21 protein-coding genes are annotated in these 19288 nt (G+C 61.2%); 8 read left to right on the forward strand and 13 right to left on the reverse strand.

The window, feature by feature from the left end; all coding sequences use genetic code 11:
- Nucleotides 1-2: 2 nt before the first annotated feature.
- Genes HF949_RS11380 through HF949_RS11400 form a run of 5 tightly spaced genes read right to left on the reverse strand, consistent with a single transcriptional unit; the run spans nucleotide 3 to nucleotide 4015 of the window.
- Nucleotides 3-413 (reverse strand): ExbD/TolR family protein, encoded by a 411-nt coding sequence (locus tag HF949_RS11380; RefSeq protein WP_292895338.1) that lies wholly within the window; start codon nucleotides 411-413, stop codon nucleotides 3-5.
- Nucleotides 414-418: 5 nt separating this feature from the next.
- Nucleotides 419-808 carry a biopolymer transporter ExbD gene (locus HF949_RS11385; protein ID WP_292895341.1) on the reverse strand — a complete coding sequence of 130 codons (390 nt, stop codon included), beginning with the start codon at nucleotides 806-808 and terminating at the stop codon, nucleotides 419-421.
- Entirely contained in the window at nucleotides 798-1505 is a 708-nt protein-coding gene (locus HF949_RS11390; RefSeq protein ID WP_292895344.1) for a MotA/TolQ/ExbB proton channel family protein, read from the reverse strand. Before HF949_RS11390 ends, HF949_RS11385 begins: the two co-directional genes overlap by 11 nt.
- 31 nt (nucleotides 1506-1536) lie before the next feature.
- Nucleotides 1537-1998 carry a hypothetical protein gene (locus HF949_RS11395; RefSeq protein WP_292895347.1) on the reverse strand — a complete coding sequence of 154 codons (462 nt, stop codon included), beginning with the start codon at nucleotides 1996-1998 and terminating at the stop codon, nucleotides 1537-1539.
- A 1-nt stretch (nucleotide 1999) separates the two neighbouring features.
- Nucleotides 2000-4015 (reverse strand): TonB-dependent hemoglobin/transferrin/lactoferrin family receptor, encoded by a 2016-nt coding sequence (locus tag HF949_RS11400; protein WP_292895350.1) that lies wholly within the window; start codon nucleotides 4013-4015, stop codon nucleotides 2000-2002.
- Between the two features lie 261 nt (nucleotides 4016-4276).
- Between HF949_RS11400 and hemP the strand changes: the two genes are divergently transcribed.
- From hemP to HF949_RS11425, 5 genes are all read left to right on the forward strand, one after another.
- Nucleotides 4277-4477: a hemin uptake protein HemP gene (hemP, locus tag HF949_RS11405; protein ID WP_007006809.1), complete on the forward strand. Its 201-nt coding sequence runs from the start codon at nucleotides 4277-4279 to the stop codon at nucleotides 4475-4477.
- 9 nt (nucleotides 4478-4486) lie between these two features.
- Nucleotides 4487-5545 (forward strand): hemin-degrading factor, encoded by a 1059-nt coding sequence (locus HF949_RS11410; protein WP_292895356.1) that lies wholly within the window; start codon nucleotides 4487-4489, stop codon nucleotides 5543-5545.
- Between the two features lie 115 nt (nucleotides 5546-5660).
- Nucleotides 5661-6575: a heme/hemin ABC transporter substrate-binding protein gene (locus HF949_RS11415; RefSeq protein WP_292895358.1), complete on the forward strand. Its 915-nt coding sequence runs from the start codon at nucleotides 5661-5663 to the stop codon at nucleotides 6573-6575.
- Nucleotide 6576: 1 nt separating this feature from the next.
- A complete protein-coding gene (locus HF949_RS11420) occupies nucleotides 6577-7677 on the forward strand; it encodes a FecCD family ABC transporter permease (RefSeq protein ID WP_292895360.1) in 1101 nt (366 codons plus the stop codon).
- Entirely contained in the window at nucleotides 7677-8489 is an 813-nt protein-coding gene (locus HF949_RS11425; protein ID WP_292895362.1) for a heme ABC transporter ATP-binding protein, read from the forward strand. The genes HF949_RS11420 and HF949_RS11425 overlap by 1 nt, the downstream gene beginning before the upstream one ends.
- Nucleotides 8490-8524: 35 nt before the next feature.
- On the opposite strand, the gene rirA is transcribed toward HF949_RS11425, so the two are convergent.
- A complete protein-coding gene (rirA, locus tag HF949_RS11430) occupies nucleotides 8525-8986 on the reverse strand; it encodes an iron-responsive transcriptional regulator RirA (RefSeq protein ID WP_292895364.1) in 462 nt (153 codons plus the stop codon).
- 276 nt (nucleotides 8987-9262) lie between these two features.
- Here rirA and HF949_RS11435 point away from each other — a divergent pair, with 276 nt between their 5' ends.
- Nucleotides 9263-9727 (forward strand): MaoC family dehydratase, encoded by a 465-nt coding sequence (locus tag HF949_RS11435; RefSeq protein WP_292895366.1) that lies wholly within the window; start codon nucleotides 9263-9265, stop codon nucleotides 9725-9727.
- Nucleotides 9728-9744: 17 nt separating this feature from the next.
- On the opposite strand, the gene maiA is transcribed toward HF949_RS11435, so the two are convergent.
- From maiA to eutB, 7 genes are all read right to left on the reverse strand, one after another.
- On the reverse strand, nucleotides 9745-10395 hold the full coding sequence (maiA, locus tag HF949_RS11440; RefSeq protein WP_292895368.1) for a maleylacetoacetate isomerase: 651 nt from the start codon (nucleotides 10393-10395) through the stop codon (nucleotides 9745-9747).
- A 1-nt stretch (nucleotide 10396) separates the two neighbouring features.
- Nucleotides 10397-11092 carry a fumarylacetoacetate hydrolase family protein gene (locus HF949_RS11445; protein WP_292895370.1) on the reverse strand — a complete coding sequence of 232 codons (696 nt, stop codon included), beginning with the start codon at nucleotides 11090-11092 and terminating at the stop codon, nucleotides 10397-10399.
- Nucleotides 11093-11173: 81 nt separating this feature from the next.
- Nucleotides 11174-12547, reverse strand: coding sequence for an aspartate aminotransferase family protein (locus tag HF949_RS11450; RefSeq protein ID WP_292900139.1), 1374 nt, complete (start codon nucleotides 12545-12547; stop codon nucleotides 11174-11176).
- A gap of 44 nt (nucleotides 12548-12591) precedes the next feature.
- Nucleotides 12592-14076 (reverse strand): NAD-dependent succinate-semialdehyde dehydrogenase, encoded by a 1485-nt coding sequence (locus tag HF949_RS11455; protein WP_292895372.1) that lies wholly within the window; start codon nucleotides 14074-14076, stop codon nucleotides 12592-12594.
- A gap of 127 nt (nucleotides 14077-14203) precedes the next feature.
- Nucleotides 14204-14698, reverse strand: coding sequence for an Lrp/AsnC family transcriptional regulator (locus tag HF949_RS11460; RefSeq protein ID WP_292895374.1), 495 nt, complete (start codon nucleotides 14696-14698; stop codon nucleotides 14204-14206).
- A 2-nt stretch (nucleotides 14699-14700) separates the two neighbouring features.
- Nucleotides 14701-15693: a cyclodeaminase gene (locus HF949_RS11465; protein ID WP_292895376.1), complete on the reverse strand. Its 993-nt coding sequence runs from the start codon at nucleotides 15691-15693 to the stop codon at nucleotides 14701-14703.
- Complete coding sequence (eutB, locus tag HF949_RS11470; RefSeq protein ID WP_292895378.1) at nucleotides 15683-16705, reverse strand: hydroxyectoine utilization dehydratase EutB; 1023 nt, start codon at nucleotides 16703-16705, stop codon at nucleotides 15683-15685. Before eutB ends, HF949_RS11465 begins: the two co-directional genes overlap by 11 nt.
- 221 nt (nucleotides 16706-16926) lie before the next feature.
- Between eutB and doeA the strand changes: the two genes are divergently transcribed.
- Together doeA and argE are read left to right on the forward strand one after the other, a co-directional pair.
- Nucleotides 16927-18111, forward strand: coding sequence for an ectoine hydrolase DoeA (gene doeA / locus HF949_RS11475; protein ID WP_292895380.1), 1185 nt, complete (start codon nucleotides 16927-16929; stop codon nucleotides 18109-18111).
- A 3-nt stretch (nucleotides 18112-18114) separates the two neighbouring features.
- Nucleotides 18115-19278, forward strand: a complete 1164-nt coding sequence (argE, locus tag HF949_RS11480; RefSeq protein WP_292895382.1) for an acetylornithine deacetylase — start codon at nucleotides 18115-18117, stop codon at nucleotides 19276-19278.
- The last annotated feature ends 10 nt before the right edge of the window (nucleotides 19279-19288 follow it).

The following is a 19288-nucleotide window of genomic DNA, read 5'->3' on the forward strand; positions in this document are numbered from 1 at the left end:
TTTCATTCTGCCGCACGTTCCGTGATGATGCTGATCCTGCTGGCACCAGCCGCCTTGAGGGCGCCGACAATGTCGACGAGTTTGGTGGCCGGCAGATTGCGGTCCGCTGCCACCTTGATCTCGAGTTGTCTTGCAGCCTCTTCACCAAGGGTTTCTGCGCGCGCGAGCATGAAACCCTGTGCATCGGTAATCCTACCGCGCAGGCGAATCTCACCCTCTTCGGTGACGAACAGCGCATTCGGCGGCTCTGACGGATTGGCCTCGACGGTGGAAATCAGGCTGACATCATTGTCGAGCGGCGGCGTCAGCGTGCCGGCAACGAGGAAAAAGATCAGCATCAGGAAGACGATGTTGATCAGAGCGATCGTGCTTTCCCGCTGGCGGAGCTGCGTCGGACGGGCAAGGCGGAGCATGGAAATTACCTCGCGACGGAAAGGTTGAGTTCGGTGTTGCGGCGAATGTTTTCCACCGCCTCAACCAGCTGTTGGGATGTGAGCTCGCCGCGCACCAGGAGAACGGCGGTTTCCGCGCCGGCTTCCTTCAGGCGTGCGAGTTCGACGATGGCTGCCTCTTCGGCGAGCATCCGGCCATTGACGCGCCAGCCCGCCGGATCATCAACGCGGATCAGCACGTCTGGCGACTTGCCGCCAGTGGATGCCGAGGCCGGGCCGCCGGAAATCTCCACCCTTGCGAAGCGCGTGAAGGTCGAGGTGAGCATGAAGAAGAGCAATAGCAGGAAGATCACATCAATCAGCGATGTGAGCGACAGAGGCCTTCTCTTCCTGACTGCTGCGACGTCAATGCGCATGGGTTTCACCTGTCACCGGCCGCGGTGATCCGGCTTCTTCCGAGGCTGCGCGTGCCTCTGCTTTTTCAATTGATGCGTGGGAAAGGACTGTCGCCGTCATCGTTTCAATGGCGACACGCTCGTTCTCGATACGCGTCTCGAACCAGGTAAGAAGAAGTGAAACCGGCATGGCAACGGCAAGGCCGCAAGCCGTTGTCAGGAGCGCAACCCAGATACCGCCGGCCAGCAGTGACGGGTCTACCGAATTTCCGGCTTCCTGGAGCTTCTGGAAGGCTTCGATCATGCCAAGAACGGTGCCGAACAGACCAAGCAGAGGCGCCACCTGGGCGATCGCGTCCAGCGCGCGAAACCCACGTTGCAGATCATGCAGACGACCAAGCGCCAGGCGGCTGATTTCGTCTTCTATAGCGCCCCTGTCCGCCTTTGCAGCGGCAAGGCGCATGGTGGTTGCAAGGGTTTCCTCCAGCGGTGAGCGGGCATTGGCAAGCATGGACCGCGCCTCTCCCTGATTGTGGTGAAACCAGGCATGGAGCGCGCGGTTGGAACGCCCGTGCCGACCGACGCGTTCGCGCTGAAACTGCGCGAACTTCAGAAGGATCAGCGCCACGGCGAAGACCGACAGAACGAGCAGGATCGCGACGACCGGGCCGCCGAGCTTGAGAAAGGAGCCTATGGAAGAGATGACGCCGTCGAACATTGGGGCATTCCTGTCGGTTTATGTCTGGAGATTATTTGCCGAATGTGACTGAGCCGCGGCTGGTGGCTTCTAGCCGCGCGATACAGTCTCCAGGTTCAATCCCGTCGCCCTCGCAGGCCGAAGCGTCGTTGATGAGAACGCGGCCGATCTCATCGCAATCGGCTTCGGCCAGATCGAAACGGCGCACCTTGGTTTTCTCGCTGGGCAGGTCCTGAAAATCGAGGATGAGAAGCCGGTCAACGAGACCTTCCCTGGTGAAGAGGGCAATTTCATAGGCTGCCTTGGCAATATCCTTTCCCATCGCATTCTCGACCACGAATGCAATGCGACAGCCCTTTTCGCTTTTCTGGAGAGCGTTAAGCTCGAGCCTGATCGAACCGGCGACAGCGTCCTGCGCAGCCCCCGGCAAGGTCATTGCCAGGGGGGCGACCATCGCCGCCACGATACGGGCGGCGACGGACATATGAGCCAGAAGCGATAATCGAGATGACATCTTATCCTCCAAAACGCACGGTTGCACCGAGCTTTACGGTCAGACCAGGCTGCGCATGCATGCCATCGGAGACGTCGGCTATCGGCAGCACGTACCGCTTATCGAAAAGGTTGTCGACGCGGAAATCAAACCGGAGGTTTTCGTTGGGTTGATAGTTGGCGTAGAGATTCACCAGGGTATAATCTTCTGCAAAGGTCGATCCGCTGGGTGTCTTGTTGAACTCGACTTCGCCACCGAGTGTCAGGCGGCGTTCGAGGAAACGCATCCCTCCATCGAGCGTCACGCTGGCCGAAGGTATGGTCGTAAGGTCGGAGCGCACGCCGTCCCGGTCTGTCTGGTGTCCGTCAATGATGGAAATTCCCAGGCCTGCAAAGTAGCGCCCGGCGTCGTAGCGACTCTCCAGTTCAAATCCCTGAATCTCTGCAGCATAGACGTTCTGATACTGCGCACACATGGTGTGCCCGAGACTGGCGCACTCACTGCCCGGAATTGCCGGGAAGGTGGGTATCGTGATGTAGTCGTCGATATCGTTATGGAAATAGGCTGCCTTGATCCGGAGTGTATCCTCGGCATTGAAGAGGCCGTCAGCCTTGTAGTTCACCCCGGCTTCCCACGTCTTCCCTGTTTCGGGCTTCAAATCGGGATTTGGCAGGAATGCGAAGCTGAAGCCAGGGAACGAGTGCCCACCGGTGATATACGCCTCGGAAGTGTTGGGTGCCCGATAACCTTCGGAATAAGAGCCGTAGATCTGAAGGCCGGACAGGGCCCCCTCGTTGAACGGCGAAACACCGACACTGAGACGAGGAGAGAAACGGTCGCCAGAGCTTTTCTCAGAAGCCTCAAGCTCGTAGGAATCGTATCTTACACCAGCAACGATCTCGAGCCAGTCATAGGAAAGTTTGTCCTGCACATAGGCCCCCCACACACGTCTTGTGCCGGTTGGATTGTAGCTGTCCGATCCGCCAGAAGCCGCGCTGGAGGTGAAATCGTCATAGACCCAGTCGCCGCCGACGGTCAGTTCATGGGCAAACATCCCGGTATCGAAGTAGGATGTGTTCCAGATGTCGAAACTGGTCGTTCGCAAGTCGTAAGCGGATGTGCCGGGGCGAGAGCCTGTGTCAGTCTGGGTCAGATCTATATTGTTGACGGCAGCCTTGACATTGAGGTTCAGCCACTTCTCTTCGGCGTCGGACAGCTTGAACTCACCCGTGAATGTGTCGCTGTCGAGCAGATAGTCTCGCGTTTCGGTCGAAGACCAGTCATCGCGAGACCCGGTCCAGCCCAGTGTCAGTTCGCTGTTCTCGGTCGGTCTGATGGTTCCTTTGAGGTGGCCACTCAGCACGTCAAAGCCTGAATTGTCGACGCGCGTCCCGTCACCATCCTTGTAGTCGCCATAGTCGCGCCAAACGATGTTGCCGAGAATGGACGCAGCTTCGTTGAAGCGATAGGCGCCGATCGCGCTGGTGGTCCAGCCGGAACCGTTCGATTCATAGCGACCCGTAAGCGACAGGGCGTAATTCTCGTCATCACGCAGGAAGTCATCCGGTTTTTTTGTCTCGAAATAGACAACGCCGCCAATCGCGCCCGATCCGAACGTGTTTGCGCTCGGTCCGCGAATAACGTCCACCTGCTGGATGAGCATTGGGTCGAGCCAGAACATGCGGGAGACGTCGTGACCGGCCTTGTGGAAGTTCTGACGTGCGCCATCCACGATGACAGAGACGCGGCCGGCGTCCTGAAGGCCGCGGATGTTGATGTTGCTGACCGCCGGGCGGCCATCCGAGTAGACCGTGATCCCTGGAACACCGAAAAAGACGTCGTTGGCGTTGGTTGCCATACGGCGGTCGAGCTCTTCGCCGCTGATCTGGCTTACCGAAGCCATGGTTTCCAGAGCGCTTTCGCCGGTTCTGCTAACCACCGTTATGCGGTCGAGAAGGGTGACCCTGCCCGATGCCTCCGACAAAACCACCGGCGTTTCCTCCGCGCCGGCGTTCACCGCAAGGACCAGTGTCGCCATTGACGTTCCGCACAGCAGACCAAGGCTCGTGTATCGCGTGTAATTCCGCATATTCCAGATTCTCCAGCAATCAAACACAGCAAATGGCCGGCTGGCGCTGGCTTGCCGACGATTATCCGGCTAGGAAATTTATCTTGATAATTCCACTCCGGTATTGCGGTGGCTATAAAATATGATAATAAAAGTCAAGAAAGCGAATGGCAGAAAACATGCTGTCGATGTGAGCCCAAGCCAGTGACATGAAAATGGAGGTTCTTTCCAATGAAGACCTATTTGTCGATCGACCCGCGCGGACAGGCAGACATACAGCATCTGGCCGTCAGGCAAGGTGGCGTTACGCCTGACCGGACAATTTCCAGCACGGATCTGTTCGGAGGTCGCCGCGAAATCGGGATCGAGCATCATGGCGCGTATTACCGCCTGAAGATCACCCGTCAGGGAAAGCTGATTCTCAACAAATAGGTTTGTGGAATGAATGTTCATACAGCACGCGCGCCCGAGGCGATCAGGCGCGCCCGTGATGAAAACCCCAAAATGCGCGAGCGGGACCTGGCCGAGATGCTGGGCATTTCGGAAGCAGAATTGCTTGCCGCGCATGTGGGCCATGGCGTGACCCGTATCGAGCCGCGCGTCTCCGACCTTCTTCCGGCCCTTGAAACCGTCGGCGAGGTCATGGCTCTGACCCGAAATGAGAGCGCCGTTCATGAAAAGGTCGGTGTTTACGAGAAAATCACTGTTGGCGCGCAGCACGCACTTGTTCTGGGGCGCGACATTGATCTGCGAATTTTTCCCTCCCGCTGGTCGTTTGGCTTTGCGGTGGAAAAGCGCGATGGCGATGATGTCCGGCGCAGCCTGCAGTTTTTCGACAAGGCCGGTAATGCCGTGCACAAGGTGCATTTGAGGCCGAAATCGAACCTCTACGCCTATCAGAAGCTGGTCGAAGTCCTTCTTCATCCCGATCAGCAGGCTCCGCTCGATATTCAGGCCGATAAGATCGTGGAGGAGATCGCCACCGACGAACTGCCGGCGGCGGATGTCCTGCGCGAACGCTGGAGCGCAATGACGGATGTGCATCAGCTCTTTAACATTCTGCGCAAGTTGAACCTGACGCGTCATCAGGCCGTTCACCTGATCGGTGAGGACTATGCCTGGCGATTGCAGGAGGATGCCCTGACGCAGATGCTGCATGCATCGGTCCGCGACGCCGTGCCGATCATGTGTTTCGTCGGCAGCAGCGGTTGCATCCAGATTCATACTGGCGTGATCGAGACAGTGAAGCCGATGGGGCCATGGATCAACATTCTCGATCCAGGCTTCAATCTCCATCTGCGAACCGACCACGTGAAGGAACTGTGGGCCGTCCGCAAGCCGACCAGGGACGGACACGTCACGTCGATCGAGGCTTATGGAGCGGATGGGCAGTTGATCGCCCAATTCTTCGGAGAGCGCCTCGAAGGCCATGCCGAGCGAACGGATTGGCGCTCCATGGTTGAAGGTTTGCCGCGGCTCGAATGCCGGCAGGTGGCCTGAGTGTAATTTTGGGGAAGGGGAGCGTGGCTCTCCATTCCCTTTTGGCGAACTCAGAAATTGGGATGGTCTCGTGCATTACGAAAAACAGCCAAGGATCCAGACAAGATGGCGGGCCATGCGTGAAGCGCTTTCGTCAATGACGCGAAGAGGGCTGGGGCGGCTGGCGGTGACTACACTTGCTGCTCTAGGCGCAGCTTTCACGCCGGCCACCGCAGACGAGGCAGTGGGGCCATTTGCCGATGCCTCGAAGCTGGTGGCGGTTGGTGGTGCCATAACCGAGATCATCTACAGCCTTGGCGAAGAGGAGAGGCTCGTTGCTCGGGACACGACCAGCACCTATCCACCAGAAGCGAAGAAACTGCCTGACATCGGTTACCTGCGCGCGCTCTCACCTGAGGGGGTGCTCTCCGTGGGGCCAAGCGCTATTCTGGCCATGGAGGGAAGTGGCCCGGTCGAGACCATGGATGCGCTCAGGACATCCCGCATCCCCGTGGTCATGGTGCCGGAGGGCTATGACCGGGACGCGATCCTGCGCAAGATTCGCGTGGTTGGAGCGGCGTTGAACGTGGAAGCAAAGGCAGAAGCGCTCGCCAGTCAGGTGCAGGCGGATCTCGACGCCGCCCAGAGGGAAGCGCAAACGCAAGCTGATGGAAAGCGTGTGCTCTTTGTGCTCAGCATGCAGGGCGGCCGGGTCATGGCTGCAGGCAAGAACACTGCCGCAGACGGGATCATCCGCATGGCGGGAGCTGAGAACGCGATGGACAGGTTCTCCGGCTATCGTCAGGTTTCGGCGGAAGCAGTGATCTCGGCTGCACCCGATGTGGTCCTGATGATGGCCCGGGGTGGCGCGGATCATCTTGCGTCTGAAGATGTTCTTTCCCACCCTGCGATTGCCAGCACGCCCGCCGGTGAGAACAGGGCACTGATTCGAATGGACGGATCCTATCTGCTGGGTTTTGGACCGCGAACCGCGGAAGCGGTGCGTGATCTCGCTCGCGCTTTGCAGCGGACGGAAACGGTAACCGACTGAGATGGCGTTACGTGACGATGTCGCATCCGCGCCCGGTTGGCGGTGGCAGGCCGTGGCGGGCGGTGACCGTTCGGCGCGGGCACGGGCGGTAATCCTGGCCCTTGTGGTGCTTTATGCGCTTTTGTTCGTCTTCAGTCTTGGATGGGGCGCATCCGAAACATCCTTGTGGGTTGTGCTGTCGGAATGGCTGGGCGGCGGGGCAGATGCCCTTTCACTGCGCGATCGTGTGGTGATCGGCGACATTCGGCTGCCGCGTGTGGTTCTTGGAAGCCTGATCGGCGCTTCGCTGGCGGTTTCCGGCGCTGTCATGCAGGGCCTGTTTCGCAATCCGCTGGCTGACCCGGGTATTGTCGGTGTCGGCTCCGGAGCCGGGCTAGGTGCCATAATTGTCATCGTTCTCGGCAACACGGTGCTGGCACCGGTAGTCGGCATGTTTGGAATTTACGCACTGCCGCTGGCCGCCTTCTGTGGCGGGGTCGTGTCGACCCTGCTTCTTTACCGGGTGGCAACGCGGCGTGGCCAGACCTCCATCGCCACCATGCTTCTGGCCGGCATTGCGCTCGGCGCATTGGCGGGCGCCTTGTCGGGCATTTTCGTCTATGTCGCCGACGATCAGGAGCTGCGAGACCTGACATTCTGGGGGCTCGGCTCGCTGGCAGGAGCAAGCTGGACCAAGATCTGGGCCGCGGGACCGATCATTCTTGCAGCTCTGGGGGCAGCGCCATTTCTGGCGCGTGGACTTGATGCCATGGTTTTGGGGGAGGCGACAGCGCACCATCTTGGCGTGCGCGTCCAGCGGGTAAAGAATTGTGCGATTCTGGCCGTAGCGGCCGCAACAGGGGCTTCGGTTGCGGTGGCCGGCAGCATCGGTTTCGTCGGCATCGTCGTGCCGCATCTCCTGCGCCTGACCATCGGTCCCGAACATCGTTACCTTCTGCCAGCCTCAGCGCTTCTGGGGGCGGTGCTTCTGCTGGTGGCCGATGCGATCAGTCGCGTTGTCGTGGCACCCGCCGAACTCCCTATCGGCATTGTAACGGCGACACTGGGTGCCCCGTTCTTCCTTTGGATATTGTTGCGCCAGAGAGGGATTCTGGATCTGTGATGGCGATAGAGGTCGATAATCTTTCAGTGCGGGTAGGACGCAAGCCGATACTCCGCAATGTGTCGCTGTCGGTAAAGCCCGGTACCGTGACGGCGATCGTTGGTCCCAACGGATCGGGCAAGACCACATTTCTGAAGGCCATCTCCGGCGATCTTCCCTTTGAAGGCGAGGTGCTGATCAATGGGGAAGCACTGCAAGGCATGGAGCCTTGGCAGGCTGCCGCGCATCGGGCCGTCCTGCCGCAGGCAAGCGCGCTCGCGTTTCCCTATACAGTGCGTGAAGTGGTGAAACTGGGGCTTCTGGGCGGGCGGTCAGGAGCGAGCCCGGCCGAGCAGAGAAAACTTCCCGAGATGGCGTTGGAGCGCGTTGACCTTTCAGGGTTTGCCGGACGCTTTTATCAGGAGCTTTCGGGCGGGGAGCAGCAGCGCGTCCAGCTCGCACGCGTCCTTTGCCAGGTCTGGAGGCCGGTGCTCGACGGCAGACCGCGCTACCTTCTGCTTGACGAGCCGGTTTCAAGCCTCGACATCAAGCACCAGCTCATCATCATGGACATTGCGGCAGGGTTCGCAGCCTCCGGCGGTGGTGTGCTCGCGGTTCTACACGATCTTAATCTTACGGCGCGCTTCGCCGATCAGGTAGCAATGATGCACCGCGGGACGGTGGTTGCGGCGGGAACGCCTGCCGATGTCTTCAACGACGGGCTTGTGTCCGATGTCTTTGAGTGCCGAATTCAGGTGGGTGTGCCGCCTGCCGAAAATCGGCCCTATGTATTGCCGCAATCCGCGCAGATCCCGTCGCGACATCCGTTTTGACGAAGGGACTGCAGTGTGGGACGACCTTCCGGATTCTAGCGCGCGGCAGCACGCTCGGGTAAATCATCAAGGCCAAGACGTAATCGCATATCCGGCCTGGCCACCGCGAGATCGCTGATTGTGTAGCCGGCCAGAACCTCGAAGAAGGCGTTCAGGGCTTTGCGCAGCGCTTCATTCAGGCCGCAGCTCTCGACAAGCGGGCAGTCGGCGTCGTCATTCTCGAAGCACTCAGCCATTGCGAAATTGTCTTCCGTCACCCGAACCACGTCGAACAAGGTTATCTCCTCGGCCGGCTTTGCAAGACGAACGCCACCATGGCGCCCCCGCACGGTTTCGACAAAGCCGTGCTCGACGAGTGGCTGCAGGATCTTGAACAGGAAAAGATCGGATAGGGAGTATGCTTCGGCGATGTCGGAGATGCGGCTGAGCCGGCCTTCATTGGCGGCGCAATACATCAGAATCCGGATCGCATAATTGGTTTGTCGCGTTAGGCGCATAACAGTCCTTTCACATATCGTTCCCGCAATATGGCTTATTGTTTAGAATAATTCCAGAGTGACTCGGCTCAAATCTGATAATGTCGATCAACTTTATGCTGATGAAGGCCTTCATCGCAATTTTGCCTTGCGCCAAGCCCTCCTTGTTATTTGTGCTGCAATGCACAATATTCGGGGTCATTATGGGAAGCGGTCCGCGATGGAACCAGCGTCGAAGCCGCTTTTCCAGCGACTATCGGGATTTGCACGCGAAATTATCTCAGAAAGGCCGGGCCCATGAACGCGCATGTGTTGGAAGCGGAGATCGGCGGGGCTCCCACAATCTCCGAGTGGGTGGTCGTGGACCAGTCGATGATCGACCGTTTCGCCGACTGCACCAACGATCACCAGTGGATACATGTGGACCGCGAGCGTACAGAGCGCGAAAGCCCGTTTGGCAAGCCCGTGGCGCACGGCTTCCTCACGCTCTCGCTTTTATCGAGCCTGTCTTACGATTGCGGCGCGTGGCCGGTGCATCTGGGCACAATCATCAATTACGGGCTCGACCGGCTGCGCTTTCTGGCGCCGGTCAAGGCCGGTAGCCGCGTGCGGCTGCGCAGCACGCTAAAGGGCATCGAGGAAAAGGCGCCGGGCCGGCTTCTCATTCGCCATCACGGCGAGGTGGAAATCGAGGGCGAGGAAACGCCCGCACTTGCCGCTGAAACCATCATCATGCTGATTCTGGAGGAAAAGGCCGCCTGAGCGGCCTTCCGGTTGAATTATTCCGCGTCGGGCTGGTTCATCGGCGCGGCCTTCCGGAACGCTTCAAGTTCCATGCAGGCGTCGTTGATACGCTGGATGACGGGAAAGGGCGCCATGTCGACGTCGAAGCGCTTGTTGTTCGCCACCTGTGCAACGAGGCAGATATCGGCCATGGTCGGCGCATCGCCGTGGCAGAAGACGCCGGTCTGCGGGCTCTCGGTCAGCATCCTTTCAAGCGGTTCGAACGTGGCGTTCACCCAGTGGCGGAACCATGCGCCGACTTCCGCATCGTCTGCGCCGTAACGCTCCTTCAGCGCGTTCAGAATGCGCAGATTGTTCACCGGATGGATTTCACAGGCGATCATCTGGGAGAGCATGCGAACCCGCGCGCGCCCAGGCGCATCGGCAGGCAGGAGCGGGGGCTCGGGCGCCGTCTCGTCCAGAAACTCCATGATCGCCATGGACTGCGCGATCATCGTACCGTCGCTCCACACAAGCGCCGGAACGAGGCCCTGCGGGTTGACCGAGAGATAGGCCTCACCGCGATGCTCGCCGTGGCGCAGATGATGCGCGGCATAGCGATAGTCGATGCCCTTCATGGCAAGCGCGATGCGTACCCTGAAGGAGGTGGAGGAGCGGAAATAGTTGTGCAGGACGATGTCGCTCATCTCACGCCTCGCCAATGGTGATGGCGATCTCGCCGATCCCGTCAACACCGCCTTCCACCTTATCGCCCGGCTGAAGCGCGCCAACGCCGGCGGGTGTTCCGGTGTAGATCAGATCGCCGGCCTTAAGCTCCATGGCCTGGCTGCAGAGCGCGATCACGTCGGCCACAGGCCAGATCAGTTCGTCAAGGTTGCCTTCCTGCCTGATCTCGCCGTTGACGGCGAGCCAGACACGGCCTTCGGAAGGGTGGTCGGTCTCGGCAATGGGCACGATGGGGCCGCAGGGGGACGAGCGGTCGAACGCCTTGCCCCAGTCCCACGGGCGCCCCTTCTTCTTGGCTTCTCCCTGAAGATCACGGCGCGTTAGATCGAGCCCGACCGCATAGCCGTAGACGTGGTCGAGTGCATGGGCCGGATCGATGTCGCTGCCGCCCTTGCCGATCGCGACGACCATTTCGATCTCGTGGTGCAGGTCTTTTGTCAGGCTTGGATAAGGGATGACGGTATCCGTATCGACCACCGCATCTGCCGGCTTGGTGAAGAAGAACGGCGGCTCGCGCTCCGGCTCATGGCCCATTTCGCGGGCGTGGGCGGCATAGTTGCGCCCCACGCAGAAGATGCGCCGCACGGGAAAGCGTGCCTCGGAGCCGGCAACGGCAACAGACGGCTGGTTGGCGGGCGGAAAAACGAAATCGGCCATGAAAGTCTCCCAGATAACTGCGCAGGAAGAGATGGCCGAATTGACGCTCCGGGGCAAGGCCCCGAAGCGCCGGAGATTGGGTCAGGCCTTGAAAACGCTCTTCACGGCCTTGGCGGTCGCATCGACAATCGTGTCTGCCTCTTCGCGCGTCAGGCAGAGCGGGGGCGCGAAGCCCAGAATGTCGCCCTGCGGCATGGCGCGGCCGATGACGCCCTGTTCGAGAAGGGCAGCGGCCATCTGCGGACCGATCTTCTCGGAAGCGTCGAAGAAGGTGCGGTCCTCACGCTCTTTCACGAACTCGACGGCACACAGCATGCCTTCGCCGCGCACTTCCCCGACATGGACATGGTCGCCGATGGCGTTACGCATCGCGTTGACGAAGTAAGCGCCCGTCTCGCCGGCATTCTTGACGAGGCCGAGCTTGTCGACCAGCTCGAGATTGGCGATGCCGGCTGCCGCACCGATCGGGTGGGCCGAATAGGTCCAGCCATGGCCGATGGGGCCGTTTTCGTCCGTGCCGCGCTCGAGCACTTCCCACATCTTCTTGCCGACGATGGAGCCGGAAAGCGGCGCATAGGCCGAGGTAAGGCCCTTGGCGATGGTGATGAGATCGGGTTCCATGTCGTAGTGGATGGAGCCGAACATGGAGCCGAGGCGTCCAAAACCGGTCACCACCTCGTCGGCGACGAGCAGGATGTCGTTTCTGCGCAGAACCTTCTGGATCGCGGCCCAGTATCCGGCCGGCGGCGGCACGATGCCACCCGTGCCAAGAACGGGCTCGCCGATGAAGGCGGCGATGGTGTCCGCGCCCTCGCGCTCGATCAGCGCTTCAAGCTCGGCCACGCAATGGGCGGTGAACGCTTCCTCGCTCATGGAATGGTCCGGGCGGCGGTAGTAATAGGGCGCTTCGGTGTGGACCACCTGGGCCAGCGGCAGGTCGAACTTCTTGTGGAACAGCTCAAGCCCGGTCAGCGAGCCGGTCATCAGGCCGGAGCCGTGATAGCCGCGCCAGCGCGAGATGATCTTCTTCTTCTCGGGGCGGCCGAGAATGTTGTTGTAGTACCAGATCAGCTTGACGTTGGTCTCGTTGGCATCTGAGCCGCCGAGGCCGAAATAGACCTTGGACATGTTCTCTGGCGCGCGGTCGATGATCATCTTGGCGAGCTTGATGGAGGCTTCCGTGCCGTGGCCCACATAGGCGTGGTAATAGGCAAGCTCCCGGGCCTGCTCGGCAATGGCGTCGGCGATCTCGGTGCGGCCATAGCCGACATTGACGCAATAAAGGCCGGCAAAGGCGTCGAGCAGCTTCTTGCCGTCGCGATCCTCGATATAGACGCCGTTGCCGCCGGTCACGATGCGGTTTGCGCTTTCGCCACGCGCATGCTGGGCCAGATGGGTCGAGGGATGGAAGAAGGCCTCGCGGTCCCACTGGTCGAGTTGGTCGTTCTTCAACAGCATGTCACTCTCCTGTTCGTCTCAAACTGTGTATTCAGCGCTGCTCAACCGACGTCGCGGCAGACATATTTGATGTTGGTGAAGGCTTCCAGCCCATGGCGGGAGCCCTCGCGCTCAAGGCCGGCCTGTTTGACCCCGCCAAAGGGGATGGGCGCGCCGGTGATCTTGGTGCGGTTCACGGCCACCATGCCGAATTCGAGACCGCGCGAAAAGCGGGCGATGCGACCGGGGTCCTGCGTGTGCAGATAGGCGGCGAGGCCGGTTTCGGTGTCGTTCGCCTTTTCGAGCACGTCCGTTTCGTCGTCGAAGGGGGTGAAGGCGGCAATCGGGCCGAAGGTTTCTTCACGGAAGATGAGTGCCGTTTCGGGCACGTCGGCCAGAACCGTAGGTTCGAAGAAGGTTGGGCCGTGCCGCGACACCTTTCCGCCCGTTACCAGACGTGCGCCTTTTGCCAATGCATCTTCCACCTGTTGGGTCTGTTTGGCGACGGCGCGCTCATGGATGAGCGGGCCGATATCGGGATCGGTAAGGCCGTTGCCGACCGTCAGGGCCTCGACCCTGCGTGTGAATGCCGCGACGAAGGCGTCGTAGATGGGGCGCTCAATATAGAAGCGGTTGGCGGCAAGGCAGTCCTGCCCGGAGGTAGCGAACTTGGCCGAAATGGCGCTCTCGACCGCATGGTCCAGATCGCAATCGGCAAAGGCGATGAAGGGCGCATGGCCGCCAAGCTCCATGACGAGGCGTTTGACCGTGGGGGCGGACTGCGCGTAGAGCAGGCGGCCGATCTCGGTGGAGCCGGTGAAGGAAAGGGCGCGCACATGTCTGGAAGACGTCATCGCGCCAACCACTTCGGCGGCCTTGCCGGTGAGCACGTTGAAGACTCCGGCCGGCACGCCGGCGCGCTCGGCGAGTTCTGCAAGGGCGAGCGCGGAGAATGGTGTCTCGGAAGACGGGTGTGCGACCACGGTGCAGCCGGCGGCAAGTGCCGCCGCCGCCTTGCGGGTGAGCATGGCGGAGGGGAAGTTCCAGGGCGTGACGAGGGCCGCGACGCCCACCGGCTCACGCGAAACCTGCATGTCGGCGCCCGGCAGGTGCGAAGCGACGCTTTCGACCGAAACGCGCTTGGCTTCTTCGGCATAGAAGGAGACGAAGGAGGCGGCGTAGTCGATCTCGCCACGGGCTTCCGAGAGCGGCTTGCCCTGTTCGAGAACCATGAGATGGGCGAGGTCCTCCTTGGCGGCGACGATCAGATCGTGCCAGCGCATCAGGATTTGCGCGCGCTCCTGCGGCAGAAGGGCCGCCCAGCCGGGAAACGCCGCATGAGCCGCTTCGATGGTTTCATCAACCTGCTCTGCGGTGAGTGCCGGAACGCAGCCGAGCCGCGCGCCATCCGCGGGATTGTAGACATCCACCACCGGGTCGCCGGGAGCGGCGATCCAGTGGCCGTTCGCATAGGCGTATTCGCGGAACAGGCGCGGATCGGCGAGATCGGAAAGGGCGGTTTTCTGAAGGGCTGCAAATGCGGACATCGGCTTTCTCCCAAGCGGATTTCCAGTGTTCGGTTCGACTGGAATCATGCTGCCCGAGCTGCCAAATTTTCCGACGATCTCGGCGTGGGCTGCCGACGTTTCTTCTGAACTTCGCGGCCCGCGCCCGCTATTCCTTCTGCGGATCGGCGTTCACCAGAACGCCGAGGGGAAGTGCGCCGGGCTGTTTCACGGGCTTGGTGACGATGTAGGTGAAATAGCGGGCAAGTCCCACATTCATCTCAAGAAGCCGGTCGACCAGCCGCTGATAGGTGTCGATGTCGCGGGCGATGATCTGCAGGATATAGTCGAAACCGCCGCCAACAGCCCAGCAGCCGGCGATTTCATCGATGTTCTGCACGCTGCGCTCGAATCGCTGAAAGTCTTCCGCGCGGTGGCCGGCAAGCTCCGCCGCCATGAAGACGGCGATGTGCGGAGCGAGTTTCGCCAGCGCCACTTCGGCTCGGTAGCCGGTGATGATGCCCGCCTTTTCAAGGCGTTTGAGCCGCTCCCAGCAGGGGGCGGGCGTGAGATTCACGCGTTCGGCCAGCGCCGCCTTGGAGATGCGGCCTTCCTTTTGCAGGATACCGAGAATTTTGAGATCGCGATCGTCGAGCTTGAGCATGATCAGCTCTGGATCGTCGTACCGGCCCCCGCTGTCAAGGCCCGGGCGCGCGCAAAAGTGGCGATGGCCGTGTCCTGCGCGCCCGTTCCGGTGAGATCGCAGATGGTGATCTGGTCATCGCCGGTGCGGCCGGTTCTGGCGCCGGAAACGATGTCGCCGAGTTCGGGTGGCGTGTTGTCATGCCATACGCCGGCGCCGATGGCGGCTGCCAGTTCACCGAGTTTCTCGCACTGGCTCACCCGGTCGGCAACATAGAGATCGGCGCGGGCAAGGGCCGTCGGCTCGATCTCGTTCTTGCCTTCCTGATCGGAGCCCATGGCGGTGATGTGGAGGCCGGAATGCAGCCAGTCGGCCTTGAGAACAGGTTCTCGTGCCGGGGTGGTGGTGACCACAAGCTTGCTTTCGGCAACGAGGCGGGCCGGGTCCGTCTCGGCTTTTGCGTCGATGCCAAGGCTCTCGGCCAGATCGGCGGCGCAGGCCTTTGCCTTGTCCGCGTCGCGGCCCCAGACGAGAAGGCGGGAGAAAGGACGCACCTGATGGGCGGCGATCATTTGCAGCCGGGCCTGCACGCCGGTGCCCATGACGCCGGCGGTCTCGACCGTCGAAGGTGCAAGATGGCGGGCGGCAACCGCGCCGGCGGCAGCCGTGCGCACATCGGTGAGAAAGCCGTTATCGAGCAGAAGCGCTTCCACGAGCCCGGTTTTCGCCGAAAACAGGATCATGAGGCCATTGAGGCTCGGCAGGCCAATCTTCGGATTGTCGAAGAAACCGGGGCTGACCTTGATGGCGAACCCGTCGAAGCCGGGGATATAGGCCGTCTTCACATCCACTTCGCCATGCACCTGCGGAATGTCCATGGAGAGGATGGGCGGCATGATGACCGCGCCGGAGGCGAGCGCGCAGAAGGCTTCTTCCACCACGTCGATGGCTTCGAGGTCGAGCCGGACGGCCTTGCGCAGATCGGCTTCGGTCAGGACAAGAATGTCATGCGGCATGGGGCGCTCCCTTGATGATCGTGTCGCCGAGCGCGACATCGCGGCCGCAGACAATGTCGGTGAAGATCTGCATGTCGACATTGCGGCCGGTGATGAGCGTGGCGGTGGGGCCGGGCCTGCTGGCGATCTTGCCGGCCATGAGGGCGGCAGCACCGACGGCGCTCGCCCCTTCGCACACCAGACGGTCTTCGAAATAGTGGGCCTGCATGGCGCGATAGATCTCTTCCTCGGTGACAAGCACGACATCGTCGAGGAAATCGCGGCAGAGCGCCAAGGAATGGCGGTTATCGAGCCCGATGCCGCCGCCGAGCGAATCGGCAAGGCTTGCCACTTCGGTGACGGCGACAGGTTTTCCTGCGGCAAGCGAGGCGTGCATGGCCGCACCCCGCTCCATGGTGATGCCTATGACACGGATGGAAGGCTTGATCGTCTTCAGCGCGAACGCGATGCCGCCGGCGAGCCCTCCGCCCGACAGCGGAATGAGAACGGTTTCGAGATCCGGACGCTGCTCCAGAAGCTCCAGCCCGATCGTGCCCTGACCGGCGATGACCGCGAGGTCATCAAAAGGAGAGACTTCGCAAAAGCCCTCGTCATCGGCGAGGCGGCGGCTTTCGACCTGTGCCTCGTCCTGGCTTGCGCCGATGATGCGGGCTTCGGCACCAAGCGCCCTGATGCCGGCGATTTTCGCCTCCGGCACCAGCTTCGACATGCAGATGACGGCGCGCAGGCCACGCGCGCGTGCTGCATGGGCGACGGCGCGGCCATGATTGCCGGTCGAGCAGCAGGTGACGCCGGTGGCGTCGTCCGGCAGGGTGAGGACCGCATTGGCGGCACCGCGCAGCTTGAAGGCGCCGCTTGCCTGCCCGATTTCGAGCTTGAGGAGGACGTCATCACCGGTAAGACGGCTGAGAAAGGGCGACGGCGGGAGAGGCGTGTTGAGCGATGCAATGTCCCTGATCCGCCGGCGGGCAGCCAGAATATCTGCCAGCGCGAGCGTTGCCCTGTGGCTCATGAAAATCTCCCGGATTGTCTGCGAGGCAGCGCGATGGTGCTGATTTGTACACAACATCGTTGGATCGGGAATAGAAGTAGCGACATTCGATGTCGTTTTCCTGCGATTCACCGGATCGAAAATGTGGTGATGGATTAGTTGTACACAATATTGCATTGCCTTTCCGGTGTACGGTTTCGCCGGATGCACAAGCGTTCGGTTTTTGCTCTTTTGGAGGAACCATGCCAGCAACCGAAATGCCCTTCAGCGCGCAGGAATATGCCGCTCGCCTCGAAAAGACCCGCAACGCCATGGAGGCGAAGGGTATCGACGTTCTGTTCGTGGAAGATCCCTCCAATATGGCCTGGCTGACGGGTTATGATGGCTGGTCGTTCTATGTTCATCAGGGCGTGATCGTCTTCAAGGATGCCGATCCGCTCTGGTGGGGCCGCGCCATGGACGGGAACGGCGCCGTGCGCACCGTCTACATGGATGACGACCGGGTGCTGCGCTATCCAGACCACTATGTGCAGGCCAACACGCTGCATCCGATGCAGCATCTGGCCGAAATTTTGCGCGCCCATGGCTTTGGCAACAAGCGGATAGGCGTGGAGCTGGAGAACTACTATTTCTCCGCCAAGGCCTATCTGGTGCTGAAGGAAGAACTGCCCAACGCGACCTTTGTCGATGCGACGGCGCTGGTGAACTGGCAGCGCGCCGTGAAATCGGAAGAGGAGATCGTCTTCATGCGCCGCGCGGCGCGGATTTCGGAAAAGATGATCGACGGCATTGTCGAGCGCATCGAGCCGGGTCTGAAGAAAAACGATCTGGTGGCCGAGATCTATGCGGACGCGATCCGCGGGGTGGATGACGACTGGGGCGAATATCCGGCCATCGTGCCGCTTCTGCCGACCGGCTCCGATGCCGCTGCACCGCACCTGACCTGGGACGGGCGGCGTTTCGAGCAGGGGCATGCGACCTTCTTCGAGATCGCCGGCTGCTATCGCCGCTATCACGCGCCGCTCTGCCGCACCGTCTTTCTCGGCACGCCGCCGCAGCACATGCTGGATGCGGAAAAAGCGCTGGTGGAAGGCATCGAGGCCGGGCTTGAGATCGCGCGGCCGGGCAACCGCGCAGGCCAGATCGCCGATGCGCTCTATGGCGCGCTGGAGCGGGCCGGCATCACGCGGGACGGGCGCTGCGGTTATCCGATCGGCATTTCCTATCCGCCAGACTGGGGCGAGCGCACAATCTCGCTGCGCCGCGAGGACGAGACAATTCTGGAAGCGGGCATGACGTTCCATTTCATGCCGGGCCTGTGGATGGCCGACTGGGGGCTGGAAATCACTGAAAGCATCCTGATCACGGAAGATGGCCCGGCCGAGGCGCTTTGCCGCCGCCCGCGCGAACTGATCGTGAAGAACTGATCCATGCGATCCGAAACGCTGGACAACACGACGCGCATCCTGTCCGATCTGGTGGGGTTTCCCACCATTTCGGCGGACAGCAATCTGGAAATGATCGCCTATGCAAGCGAGCTTTTGAGCGCGCTTGGTGCAAGGCTTTCAATGACGCTGGACGAGAGCGGGAACAAGGCAAACCTGTTTGCCACGCTGGGGCCCGAAGGGGATGGCGGCATCGTACTTTCGGGCCATTCCGATGTGGTACCCGTTGATGGGCAGGAGTGGACGAGCGATCCCTTTGCCATGCGTGAGGCAGATGGCAGGCTTTATGGCCGCGGCACCTGTGACATGAAGGGGTTCATCGCCTGCACGCTCGCCATGGCGCCGCACTTTGCCGAGCTGGACCTGAAACGGCCGCTGCATTTCGCCCTCACCTATGACGAGGAGGTGGGGTGTTTTGGCGCGCGCGCGCTCGTGGAGGAACTGGAGCGGACCGAACTCCGGCCCTCCGTCGCCATCATTGGCGAGCCGACCATGATGCGCATCATCGAAGGCCATAAGGGGTGTTTTGAATACACGACCGAGTTTCGCGGGCTTGCCGGTCATGCCTCTTCGCCCGAACGCGGCGTCAATGCGGTTGAATATGCGGTGCGCTATATTTCGCGGCTCATGGCGCTGGCCGAGGAGCTGAAGACGCGCGCGCCGAAGGGCAACCGGTTCGACCCGCCCTGGACGACGCTCCAGGTGGGCACGATCTCGGGCGGTGCGGCGCGCAATGTGATCGCCGACCACTGCTCCGTGGAATGGGAAATGCGCCCGGTGCGCAATGAGGATGCGGATTTTGTGAAAGACCGCATCCGCGCTTTTGTCGAATCCGAGCTGAAACCGGCTATGCAGGCGGTTTTTGAGGGTTCCGACATCGTCACCCATGTAATCGGCGAAGTGGACGGGCTGGAGCCGGTGACCGAATCCGAAGCACGGCAGATCGTTTCGGAGCTTACCGGCCTTACCGAGGCGGAAGTGGTGGCGTTCGGCACGGAGGCGGGGCTCTTCCAGAAAACCGGAATTTCCTCCGTCATCTGCGGGCCGGGCTCCATCGAGCAGGCGCACAAGGCAGACGAGTTCGTCTCGCTGGAACAGCTCGATGAATGTCTTGGCATGCTTGAACGGCTGAGCAGGAAGGTGAGCTGACCGCGATGGA

The sequence above is a fragment of the Nitratireductor sp. genome (genome assembly GCF_017794765.1).
Classification (GTDB): domain Bacteria; phylum Pseudomonadota; class Alphaproteobacteria; order Rhizobiales; family Rhizobiaceae; genus Nitratireductor.

Bases quoted from the DNA above. Each gene is read 5' to 3' on its own strand.
- HF949_RS11395 (WP_292895347.1), bottom strand. From the start codon at position 1,998: ATGTCATCTCGATTATCGCTTCTGGCTCATATGTCCGTCGCCGCCCGT.
- rirA (WP_292895364.1), bottom strand. From the start codon at position 8,986: ATGCGCCTAACGCGACAAACCAATTATGCGATCCGGATTCTGATGTAT.
- HF949_RS11465 (WP_292895376.1), bottom strand. From the start codon at position 15,693: ATGCCGCATGACATTCTTGTCCTGACCGAAGCCGATCTGCGCAAGGCC.
- HF949_RS11420 (WP_292895360.1), top strand. From the start codon at position 6,577: ATGGCGTTACGTGACGATGTCGCATCCGCGCCCGGTTGGCGGTGGCAG.
- argE (WP_292895382.1), top strand. From the start codon at position 18,115: ATGCGATCCGAAACGCTGGACAACACGACGCGCATCCTGTCCGATCTG.
- doeA (WP_292895380.1), top strand. From the start codon at position 16,927: ATGCCAGCAACCGAAATGCCCTTCAGCGCGCAGGAATATGCCGCTCGC.
- HF949_RS11425 (WP_292895362.1), top strand. From the start codon at position 7,677: ATGGCGATAGAGGTCGATAATCTTTCAGTGCGGGTAGGACGCAAGCCG.
- HF949_RS11400 (WP_292895350.1), bottom strand. From the start codon at position 4,015: ATGGCGACACTGGTCCTTGCGGTGAACGCCGGCGCGGAGGAAACGCCG.
- eutB (WP_292895378.1), bottom strand. From the start codon at position 16,705: ATGAGCCACAGGGCAACGCTCGCGCTGGCAGATATTCTGGCTGCCCGC.
- HF949_RS11455 (WP_292895372.1), bottom strand. From the start codon at position 14,076: ATGTCCGCATTTGCAGCCCTTCAGAAAACCGCCCTTTCCGATCTCGCC.
- hemP (WP_007006809.1), top strand. From the start codon at position 4,277: ATGAAGACCTATTTGTCGATCGACCCGCGCGGACAGGCAGACATACAG.
- HF949_RS11410 (WP_292895356.1), top strand. From the start codon at position 4,487: ATGAATGTTCATACAGCACGCGCGCCCGAGGCGATCAGGCGCGCCCGT.
- HF949_RS11445 (WP_292895370.1), bottom strand. From the start codon at position 11,092: ATGGCCGATTTCGTTTTTCCGCCCGCCAACCAGCCGTCTGTTGCCGTT.
- HF949_RS11435 (WP_292895366.1), top strand. From the start codon at position 9,263: ATGAACGCGCATGTGTTGGAAGCGGAGATCGGCGGGGCTCCCACAATC.
- HF949_RS11415 (WP_292895358.1), top strand. From the start codon at position 5,661: ATGCGTGAAGCGCTTTCGTCAATGACGCGAAGAGGGCTGGGGCGGCTG.
- HF949_RS11380 (WP_292895338.1), bottom strand. From the start codon at position 413: ATGCTCCGCCTTGCCCGTCCGACGCAGCTCCGCCAGCGGGAAAGCACG.
- HF949_RS11385 (WP_292895341.1), bottom strand. From the start codon at position 808: ATGCGCATTGACGTCGCAGCAGTCAGGAAGAGAAGGCCTCTGTCGCTC.
- HF949_RS11460 (WP_292895374.1), bottom strand. From the start codon at position 14,698: ATGCTCAAGCTCGACGATCGCGATCTCAAAATTCTCGGTATCCTGCAA.
- HF949_RS11390 (WP_292895344.1), bottom strand. From the start codon at position 1,505: ATGTTCGACGGCGTCATCTCTTCCATAGGCTCCTTTCTCAAGCTCGGC.
- maiA (WP_292895368.1), bottom strand. From the start codon at position 10,395: ATGAGCGACATCGTCCTGCACAACTATTTCCGCTCCTCCACCTCCTTC.